The sequence below is a fragment of the Staphylococcus sp. SB1-57 genome (assembly GCF_017086425.1).
GTDB lineage: Bacteria > Bacillota > Bacilli > Staphylococcales > Staphylococcaceae > Staphylococcus > Staphylococcus warneri_A.
On record NZ_CP070964.1, the window covers coordinates 81,632 to 92,046 of the forward strand.

Annotated in this window: 7 protein-coding genes; all 7 read right to left on the reverse strand. The window is 34.6% G+C overall.

Annotated elements, in window-relative coordinates; genetic code table 11:
- Positions 1-98: 98 nt before the first annotated feature.
- From gtfB to secY2, 7 genes are read right to left on the reverse strand one after another with little or no spacing between them, the layout of a single operon-like run.
- Positions 99-1,439, reverse strand: coding sequence for an accessory Sec system glycosylation chaperone GtfB (gene gtfB, locus JX000_RS00365; protein WP_145506283.1), 1,341 nt, complete (start codon positions 1,437-1,439; stop codon positions 99-101).
- Complete coding sequence (gtfA, locus tag JX000_RS00370; protein ID WP_145506287.1) at positions 1,432-2,949, reverse strand: accessory Sec system glycosyltransferase GtfA; 1,518 nt, start codon at positions 2,947-2,949, stop codon at positions 1,432-1,434. The genes gtfB and gtfA overlap by 8 nt, the downstream gene beginning before the upstream one ends.
- 14 nt (positions 2,950-2,963) lie before the next feature.
- A complete protein-coding gene (gene secA2, locus JX000_RS00375) occupies positions 2,964-5,354 on the reverse strand; it encodes an accessory Sec system translocase SecA2 (protein WP_145506290.1) in 2,391 nt (796 codons plus the stop codon).
- Positions 5,355-5,386: 32 nt separating this feature from the next.
- Entirely contained in the window at positions 5,387-6,007 is a 621-nt protein-coding gene (asp3, locus tag JX000_RS00380) for an accessory Sec system protein Asp3 (protein ID WP_049415505.1), read from the reverse strand.
- Positions 5,997-7,577, reverse strand: coding sequence for an accessory Sec system protein Asp2 (asp2, locus tag JX000_RS00385; protein WP_206140751.1), 1,581 nt, complete (start codon positions 7,575-7,577; stop codon positions 5,997-5,999). Before asp2 ends, asp3 begins: the two co-directional genes overlap by 11 nt.
- Complete coding sequence (gene asp1 / locus JX000_RS00390) at positions 7,567-9,129, reverse strand: accessory Sec system protein Asp1 (protein WP_145506298.1); 1,563 nt, start codon at positions 9,127-9,129, stop codon at positions 7,567-7,569. The genes asp2 and asp1 overlap by 11 nt, the downstream gene beginning before the upstream one ends.
- Positions 9,130-9,139: 10 nt before the next feature.
- Complete coding sequence (gene secY2, locus JX000_RS00395) at positions 9,140-10,351, reverse strand: accessory Sec system protein translocase subunit SecY2 (protein WP_145506302.1); 1,212 nt, start codon at positions 10,349-10,351, stop codon at positions 9,140-9,142.
- Positions 10,352-10,415: the final 64 nt, after the last annotated feature.

Consider the following 10,415-nt stretch of genomic DNA (forward strand, 5'->3'; position numbering starts at 1 on the left):
TACTATTTTATTAGTAGGGGGATTTTAGGATATTTGAATTTTAAGTCAATACAATAGATTTTACTTTTATCATTAAGTGAATGTCTCTTAATAAGCGTTTATTCATACAGTGCCTGTTGTATTACACTCACGAATGTATCAGTTGTAAGTTGGTTAGCGTGTCTAGCTTGGTAAGTACGATGTAAGTCGAACTGTTGATGGTTAGTAGTGATATCGTGTAACACTTGGTTAAACTGGTTAAATTGTTCTAATGTAAATGTGTTTTCTGGTGCAGTAAATGGACGCTGATGTGCAACCTCATCCCACGCTAAGATAACGTGTTGATGATGAAATGCACGTACTACTGCATTTTCAATTTCGTTGCCTTGATTAATGTCGAGGTAAATATCACAGCGTTGGTATAGTTCCGCAAATATATCTTTAGTTGCTGCTGGATATAAATGTACGTGTTGATGTTGATCGTACGCCATGAGTTTGGACGACATTTCAGTTAATGCAGCGATATGGAATTGCATATTAGGGTGCGCCACTATAATATGTTCAAGTTGCAGTATTTCATCTGAGTTTGTCAGGATGAGTGCATGGTTTGAATATTGATTTGATTTATCAAAGTTATACAGATAACCGGCTTGATAAACATGCGATGCTTGTTCAGAATTAAGTTGTGCCACCACAGTATGATATTCTCTGTAATCAGGTATCATCACAGAGAATTGACGTTGTAATGTACTATCTAGTAATGACAACATATTTCCTGGGACATGACCGTTACTACTTTCCTGCCAGAATAATAAGCCTTTACCTTCCGTATTCATATGATGTAAGACTAAAAATGGTGTTGATAAAGAATTAATAATGATCTCAGATAAATCCACTTGAATTTGTTGAAGATAGAAGGTTATAAACGCTACTTTAGAAGGGAAGAAATAGGATTGTCCTTGCCAGTCTAATACATAATCCCCTGTGACATAGTTTTCATATATCACTTCTTTACCTTCTCGGGTTACATATTTCTTTAATATAGCTTTTCCAGCTAAGTCATAAATCGTTTCAGCAAATTTAAAGCCATGTTTTGAATAATGATCTTCAGAACGTAAACGACTTTTATCGTCGAACCAACGCACATGACTAACTATGCGCGTTTTATAATGCGGGCGGTAACGTATTTCGCCTCTAATATGTCCCATATCTTTAATTTGAGCTGATTGTCCATCGCCACTAATTTCCCAAAATGGTGGGACATCAACAGCATTAAAGAATTTAGGTTGATCGTCATCATGTAATAGATTAGCCGCAAAGAATTGATAAGGGGACGTCACTTCATCTGGTAAGAAACCATCATCTTCAATACAAATGGTGAAGTTATGATAATCTGCTTGTTCAAGTGTTTGATGTAATAACTGAGTCGGTTGATTATAATATTCAAATAAATTAATCATAGAGCACCTCGTCGACTAAATTCTGCCATTTGTTAATCATTTCTATTGTCTTAAATGGTGTAGCAATATCATATGAAACTTGTTGAGGAGATGTAGGTCCATTGTTAAAGTATCGAACTATTTTATCAGCCATACGATCTGTAATCTCCTCGATAGATTCTTCCTTAGTCGGTTTATCTAATAAGTAACCGTTTTGACCATCTGAGATGAAAGTGGGGTTCCCATAGTTCACATTGAAACCAATCATACCTAAGCCAGAACCTACTGCTTCCATAAGTGTTAAGCCAAAGCCTTCACTTTGTGATGCTGATACAAATAATTCATATTGTGTGTAAATTTCATCAAGATTGACGTGACCTTGTAAGTGAATGTAGTCTTCGGCATGATGGTCACTAATGATTTGTTGAATTTTATCTTTTTCTGGTCCGTGTCCGTAAATATCAAATGATAGCTGTGGTACGGCTTGTTTGGCTTTAATAACTGCAAGTGCGATCCAATCGACGTGTTTCTCAGACGCTAAGCGTGAAGCGGTTAGGATAGAATAAGGTTGTCTTTCTACACTTGGCATTGTTAATTGGTCGAGACTGCCCACGGGTATCGTTCTAATACGTGGTTGATACTTTGTATATTGCGCAAATTGTTGTGACAGAATTTGATTTTGTAAATCGGTAGCCACGATATAGAAATCAATATATGGTGCGTGATTGAACTGATATTCATAATAATTGTTCCATAAAATGTGCGTACCATCTGTGATATTGTCACTATAATGTTCCGCATGTACCACAACACCTAAATGACTTTGGCCTTTATTTTGAAGAACTGCTTGGCCGATATCAGTGGCACGATCTAATATGACAATGTCGTTATGCGTTAAATGTAATTGTTGAATAAAGTAAGCAACAAAGGCTTCTTTACAATCAAAACGTGCGTCGTTAAATACATAGGAATGCGCATCGCCATCTATGATTTCTTGATAGGCGATAGAGCCATTTTCATTGTAGAACTGACGCATATACAATTTGGCATAGTTGTCATAAGGTGCGTAATATTCAGAGAAGACACGAACATAGCTATAGAAATCTTTGCGAATTAACATACCATTAACGACAAATTCAGCACGGTCAACATAGGGTTGGTCGGCATTTTTCATATAACAGGTTACAAATGTTTGAGGTTGATGGTCTAAATAAAGACGTTGTACCTTGCCTTGTTGATCGACTTCAGTCCGTGTCACTGTATTTCCGACATCGTGTTTGAGCTGATCGATGGTATATGTAGTTGGTGCTATTGGGATATCTGTAAAGTATTGATATAACCAAATGACTTCGTTGTCTTGAAACCCCAAGTTAGCCGTTAAGGTTTGTATATTTTCTGACGCAATAAAGTCTAAAAATATGAACTTTGCATCTTCTTTTAAATGTCGTAGCATTTGTGCGCGATAACTTTGTGCATATTCTACGCCGCTACTTGCCCAACCAATGCCAAAGTTGATGTTATAAATTGTCATAAATAGCCCTCCTTTTAAGGGAAATGAATGGTTAAATCACCATTTTGTTGTGCATCAATGATACTTAAACATAAGTTTCGAATCATACGATGTTTAATGTCATGTTCCATATCATTAAATGAATCTAACGCCACTTTATGGTATTCAAATATAGAATTCCGTTGACCTTTTTGACGCTGATTGACGTTCGCTTTGAGTTGTTGTAAATAGTCTACTTGCTCAATCCATGATGTGTCGATGGCTTTGAGTACTGCTTTTCTTAAAAATTGTTGATATAACTCGTTGTCACTAATTTTCTGTTTATTAGTGGCCAGTTGATCTTTAAATTGTGTTATTAAAAACTCAATATTTTCATTGTGATTTTGATGATTAAATTCAAAATTAGCATCCACAAAACTAAAGCTCAAATTTTTATAGATATAACGAACAATATGATCTCTCGTCATACTACCGTCAGTCTTAAAGTCATGATTAAAGACATCACGAGCAATACTTTCAAAGTCTAAGTCATCTAAGTTTTCACTATTAAGTATACGGTTACGTTCACTATAGATTAATTGACGTTGTGTACTAATACTCTTCTCGAATTCATTTGCCGTTTCACGTGCTTTCATGCCTTCTTCTTCAGAAACACGTTGTGCCTTTTTAACAATACGTTTGATTTTATTATTAAAGGTAGGGCTATCAGATAGGTATGCTGTATCTTGTTTCATCAATGATGGATTGTCTTTTAACTTGGAATCACTCCAACGTTGGACTAAGTAATCATCTAATGAAATAAAAATTTGAGACTGACCTGGGTCACCTTGACGACCAGCACGTCCTCTTAATTGTCTATCGATACGACTATTTTCCATGTGTTCATTAATCAGTACTGTTAGACCACCGAGGTCGTGAACTTCTTTAGACAGTTTAATATCTGTACCTCTACCAGCCATACTTGTGGCTACAGTAACGGCATTCAATTGACCTGCCTCTGCAATCATTTGGGCTTCACGAGCAACATTTTGTGCAATCAGCAAGTTGTTCGGGATATGTCTATTAAATAATTCACTTGAAAAGTATTCCGCTGCTTCAGCTGTACGAGTAATTAATAATACAGGACGTTGCTTTTGATGATAGTCAATCACTGTATCTAAAATTGCGACATTTTTATCGTCATCATTCACAAATACTTTATCCGGTAAATCTCGTCTTATCACAGGATTAGACGTTGGAATTTGAATAACGATTTTTGAATAAAGGTCGAAAAATTCTTTCTCCGCAAGTTTACCTGTCGCCGTCATTCCAGAAAAGCGTTCAAATTGCATAAAGAGATTTTGGAAGGTAATGGTAGCCATGACACTCATATCATCTGAAATATCTAAATGCTCTTTAGCTTCTAAGGCTTGGTTAAGTCCGGCTTGCATTTTCGTGCCTGGTAACATACGTCCTGTGATACGGTCGATCAACATGATTTCGCCGTCCATAATAATGTAATCTAAATTAAGATCAAATAAATAAGTGGCACGTAATGCAAGATTAATATTCCTTACTAAATCAAAGTAGGGGGCATCATAAATATTAGGCACATCAAAATATGTATTGGCCTTTTCGATACCTTGTTCAGTTAACCAAATTTCACGCTTTGTCTTTTTCATTTTGAAATCTTGATCCTCTTTAAGTGTTGCTACAAAGGCTTTTACAATTTCAAACAAATTAGATTGTACTCTTGGTGCACCAGAAATGACGAGTGGTGTTTGTGCTGCATCTAAGATAATAGAATCCACTTCATCAATGAGGGCATAGTGTAATTCAGGTAAGAACTTGCTTTCTTTTGTATCAGCTAAGTTATCGATAAGATAGTCAAAACCTAAATTACCATTGGTTGTGTAAATAATATCGTGATGATATAGCGTCTGCTTTTCTTGATTGGATATAGGTCCTTGAGGATTCTCTACAAATCCCAGTGATGTTGTAAGACCTAACCATTCATATAAAGGTTTCATTTCTTCGTAGTCACGTTTAGCTAAATAATCATTTGTAGTTATTAAAAAGACAGACTTACCTGTTAGCGCATTTAAGTACAAGGGTAATGTGGCAGTTAATGTTTTACCTTCACCTGTCTGCATCTCTGAAATATTTCCTTGATGCATCACTATTGCACCTAGTACCTGTACGTCTTTGTGATACATACCTAATACACGACGTGACGCTTCTCGGACAACAGCATAGGCTTCAGGTAAAATATCATTCAACGTTGCGTTACCATCTTGCAGCTGCTGTTTGAAGTCTATGGTTTTGTCTTGTAATTGTTCATCTGAATATTGACGCATGTCTTCACTATAACGATTGATTTTATTTAATATTTTATAAAGTTTTTTTAACCTCATATGATTAATTGCGGTATTCACATTGAGATTCATAGTTATCCTCCTTTCTGATTGATTAATGGATTTTAATCATGATCACGTTTTGGACGTGTAGTTTTCATGATTTGATTGACTAGGTTAACATTCTCCTGTGGTGTACGTGGTCGACCGTCCTCTGATGAATGTGTCTCTGTTATATCATCAGAGCTCGTTGAAATGTCATTGGTTGATGATTCGATAGATTCGGCGATTTCTTTATCTTTATCCTTAACAAAATATCGTTCAGTTAAGGTGATTTTCTTAAATATAAGATGATGACATGCAGCGTTCATCAAGCAAATATCATAACTATAAGCCTCATTTGGATAAATAAAATAGCTATCAGTTTCTTTAATCATACAGTGGTCGAATGCTTTACCATTTTTTAAATAAAAGGTCACAATGACATAAACACTTTGTGCTGGCGTGGCAGTAATATCTAGATGAATATCATAACGATAACCTCTCTTTAACATAGGGAGTTTAGGCGGATGCCCATCTTTATCAAATGTAGTGGCTGGTTCCCATAAGTTAATTTGCAAGCCTGATGGCATGAGTTGATTTTCATAATATGTGTAGTCATCGTGAAATTGTATTGTTGCGCCATGTTTATAAGTATGACGTGTCACTTTGCGCCATCTTACGTCTAATGTTTGATTACTTTGCATGATTGTCTCTCCCAAAATGATCTTTTAATAAAATATGATAAAAGTTCATAAACCAATTCACAACGGTTGATGTATCATCATTATGTCGACCTGGTACGGCTTTGTTCATCAGATGGACATGATGTCGGCTTAATACTGGTAGCAAATCTTCGAATGCAGATTGATCGTAATCGTCGTTTTTCATATAAGTAATAGCAATGGATGTATCGCTAATATGACGATTTGAAAAGACATTCCAGAATTTGTTGTCTAAGTCTTTAATATGCTTCAAATCGGTGTTAGTTTGTGATGACTCGGTCATTGTATGTTCGGGTGAAAGGGCGATATCTAATGATGTTTCGAAATCATTAGGTCGTAATAATTTCATATTTTTAGCTATAGTACCGACATTGACTAAAGGTTTACCAACGTTAATGCCTTTAGGATTTAATTGGGCACCGTAGTATAAAGCACCAAATGATCCCATAGATAAACCTGATAGTATCAAGTCATCTTCTTTGAACCCGAGTTGGTTTAGTGTATCGGTAATGACCTGTTTAATACCATTTTCATACGTATCAGAACCTAAGTAAAATGCGCCACCTTGAATTCTTGGATCACTAATCAGTAAGAAAGGCGCACCTAATTGATTCATTAGAAAATAAGCTTCAAACCCTTCAGCTTCACGATAACCACTAAAGTAAACATTAAGTGGTGGTTTGAAATCTCCAGGATTAAAGTAGTAAAAGAATTCTTCGCGATTTTCATCTACAAAACGATGACTACCGAGTAATAAATGACCGAATTCAATATGTGATAAACGTTTATGTACAGCGCCAATATGAACGGTACCACTACCTTTAACACTTACCGATGTTGAAATGTATGCTGTATAGGGTCTGCGTTGTAAATAAAGTGGCTCGGCAAGTGCTTCTTCACTTAGAACAATCTTTTCAAGGACGCCTTCTTCTGGGTTTAAAGATACTAATCGAAACGTATATTCTAAGGTGACATCACCTTCAGTTCGGAATTCCGGCCAAACTTCAATCACTTTATCTTTATCGTATACGAGGTTTTGCTGCCAATTAAGTACCGGAATCAATTCATCACCGAAATGACCTTTCAATTGAATTTCTCTATTACCATAATGAATCACTTCGATATGTGACGGCGATTGGATATGTGTTCGAGCTGGACTCACTTTATCTCCGTATTGCCCAGGAAATGAAATGGATATCAATTTATCATGAAGATCATCCGTCGTATCATAATGAATAGGGCGAATGAGATATCTCTGCACTAAATCAAGTTCATCATAGCCACTTGGCCAATATTGTGCATCGACAAGTGTATTATATGGATGACTCACAATATGCAAGAGTTGTGTTAATGCATCTGTCAGGTTCGCTTGAATAAATACTAAATCAAACTGTCCAGATTCCTCGACAATCTCCTTAATACTATCGATATACCCACTATCAAATTCAAATAATTGTGTATCAAAATAGTCCCAAGTGACTTCCGGTTTATGCGTGAATAGATATTCTAAATCTGTTCCGCCAATTTGTAATACATTAAATTTACGTGGCATGGTTATCACCTTCTAAAAAGTGGTCAAGTTGTTCAATAATGTGACCTGAACTTAAATCTTCAATCATATTGGTATTAAATGTAAACGCACCATTCCAATGTTTTAAAGTACTTAAGAAATAATCTAACGCAGTCGTAATATCCGCATAACTATTAATCAAATAGCCATTTTCTAAATGAGTGACATAACTACTTTGATGCATATTTATTTGTGGGATTCTGACACTGATACTTGCGATTTGTAAGAATAAATCTGGTTCATCATTAAGGTCAATGACGATTCTTAGTCGAGACAATGCCTTTAATACGTCATATTCAAATGGCACCGATTGAATTTGTACTAATTCCTCAAAGTCTTCCGCTGATTTTGCTTGGATTAATTCTGATTTGGCTAAATCATCCTCATCTTCTTCATTGAATGTTTCATTAACATTTTGTATTAATTGAGACAACCATTGTTGTAATTGAGTAGCGCTATTTTTCGTTAAAATAACTAGGCGATACGATGGATGACGTTTAATATAAGTGATTAAATCATTGATTAATATTTGCAAATAATCATCATTAAGACCATCAATCCAAATACCTATGTAAGTTTCATCTAACTGGCTACTTAGATTTTCTAAGATTTGTGTATCGAATGGTGTAAATCTCAATATTTCAGGTTTAGTATCCAGTGTTTCAATGAGTTGATGTAAGATATGTTCATTTTCATGTGTATCAACAAGCCATTTGTTGCTATGTGCCATACTCTTAATTAATGGTTGGTCAATCGTACGATTACGTTTATTAAAAATAGAGTAATATACTTGCACGTCATCTCTAAGCGTATTAAAAATGCCGTTATGAGCAATATGTGATGAAACAATCAGTTTATCATTTGCTTGCATATGTTGATTACAAAATGTGTTTAAACGTTCTGTAATTAAATCAATCATTGATGGATAGGTCTTGGAATGAAATTGGTGCGCATGATCTGCCATAACTTGAACAACATTAGTCTCTAGGTTTTCACGTAAAACAACATCACCCGAAGCGGTTAAATAATCCTGATATTGTTCGTGACCGAGCTCGTCGTAATAACGGATAGCACTCAAATAACCACGTTCGTCAAAAATATATCGACGCTGATGGATATCATGTTCAAAATCATCCACTACAATTAAATAGCCATCTTGATTAAAATAAATTTTAGATACGTAATGTGCTTTCATAGCCTGTATTAAATAAGGTGAATAGAAAAATTCAGTGTTATCAGGCCATTCTAAGTCTTCAAATTGAAAGGATCTAGGTGGAATGTCTTCGAATCCCTGAATTTCGTCAAATAATGACCAAATATTTGCTTCATATAAGTCATACTTATGCAGAAATAAGCGTAAATTGGGATTAAAACTTAAATGAAGTAGTTTAAAATCTTCGTCATTTTTTTCATGCATCGACATGAGACTAATGGAATCGTCAAACTCGATCATTGCATTTTTTATATAAAATGGTTGATTCAAATTACGCCACCATTGATCATTGTTGTACCATGCTGGAACGAAATATTTCATACCTTACTCCTTACCAATATTTGTTTAAAAATGATTTATATTTATCAAAGTATAAATATGTTCTAATTGTTTCTGTAATATTTATCGTAATGTAAATCAAAATAATAAACTGCGTAAAAATTGAAATTTGATCGTAAATACCAGATATAAATATAGAACTAATGAGCGGCAGGCTAATGATAAAACCTATTATTAAGGCGCCGATTGCACTAATTTTTTTAGCTCTACGGTCTAAATAATGTCTTGTATCATCGCCAGGATAAATGCCATCGAAATAATTCCCACTCTTTTGAAAGTCTTTAGCAATACGTTTTGTATTCAACATAACTCGAGATAAATAATAGTTTAAGATAATCAACATGATGATGAATATCAATACCCCAATCGGATTATCTAATTCTAAAAATGGTTGTCGATATTGAGTATCTCCAGTGATCCATCTTCCAACTAAATGTATTAAGACACCTAATAAGAAGAACAGTGAAAAGTTAAACATGATTGAAATACTACCAGCAGGGTTTAATTTCCAAGATACATAAGTGTCTTTTTTAGATGTACTGATATTCATAATATCTCTATAAATCATGCGATATTCAATCATTTCTATGAATAATAAAAGAATCAACACGACTAATATCATAACTCCACCAATCACCATCGTTTGGGCATCCAACAATTGAAGATGTTTATTTTGAAACATAGATTTGATGATACTAACTAATACGATAGGCGTTGGACCTGCGATACCATAAACAGTATTTTGATCAGCTAACCACACGAGTAACATTGTGCCGGCTACTAAGATAAGTAACATTAAAGGGAAATTAGCGTGATGAATCATACCCTTATTAATGTACTCACTTAAGATAAAATACCCTTGAATTAATGCTAATAAAATAGTGAAAAAACGTTCTTTATAGCTACGTTCTAGACGTGTTTGTTTTTGACCTTTCTCCATATTTCGATAGGTCAGTAACGTCATAATAATCATCGTGGTAAGCCAAGGACTTAGACCCAATGAGAATAGGTTGAGTGTTGTAATATCTCCGCCGACATTTGAAATAGCTAAATCAAGAAATTGATTCGTATGTTGTGCTGATGATTTCATATCAGCAATTTTAATATTACTACCCAATATGTATATGAAAATGATCATTAGAGTGAAAAGAATACGTTTATATAAAATTTTATATTCGATATTTTTAATGTTTTTAATATTCATCAATTTCCCACACTAATCCTTTTCTTTAAATGATTATAAAGAGGCAAAAGCACCCATTATTTTT

What these genes read in the sequence shown, in the direction of transcription:
- gtfB (WP_145506283.1), bottom strand. Translation starts at nt 1,439, where the DNA reads ATGATTAATTTATTTGAATATTATAATCAACCGACTCAGTTATTACAT.
- gtfA (WP_145506287.1), bottom strand. Translation starts at nt 2,949, where the DNA reads ATGACAATTTATAACATCAACTTTGGCATTGGTTGGGCAAGTAGCGGC.
- secA2 (WP_145506290.1), bottom strand. Translation starts at nt 5,354, where the DNA reads ATGAATCTCAATGTGAATACCGCAATTAATCATATGAGGTTAAAAAAA.
- asp3 (WP_049415505.1), bottom strand. Translation starts at nt 6,007, where the DNA reads ATGCAAAGTAATCAAACATTAGACGTAAGATGGCGCAAAGTGACACGT.
- asp2 (WP_206140751.1), bottom strand. Translation starts at nt 7,577, where the DNA reads ATGCCACGTAAATTTAATGTATTACAAATTGGCGGAACAGATTTAGAA.
- asp1 (WP_145506298.1), bottom strand. Translation starts at nt 9,129, where the DNA reads ATGAAATATTTCGTTCCAGCATGGTACAACAATGATCAATGGTGGCGT.
- secY2 (WP_145506302.1), bottom strand. Translation starts at nt 10,351, where the DNA reads ATGAATATTAAAAACATTAAAAATATCGAATATAAAATTTTATATAAA.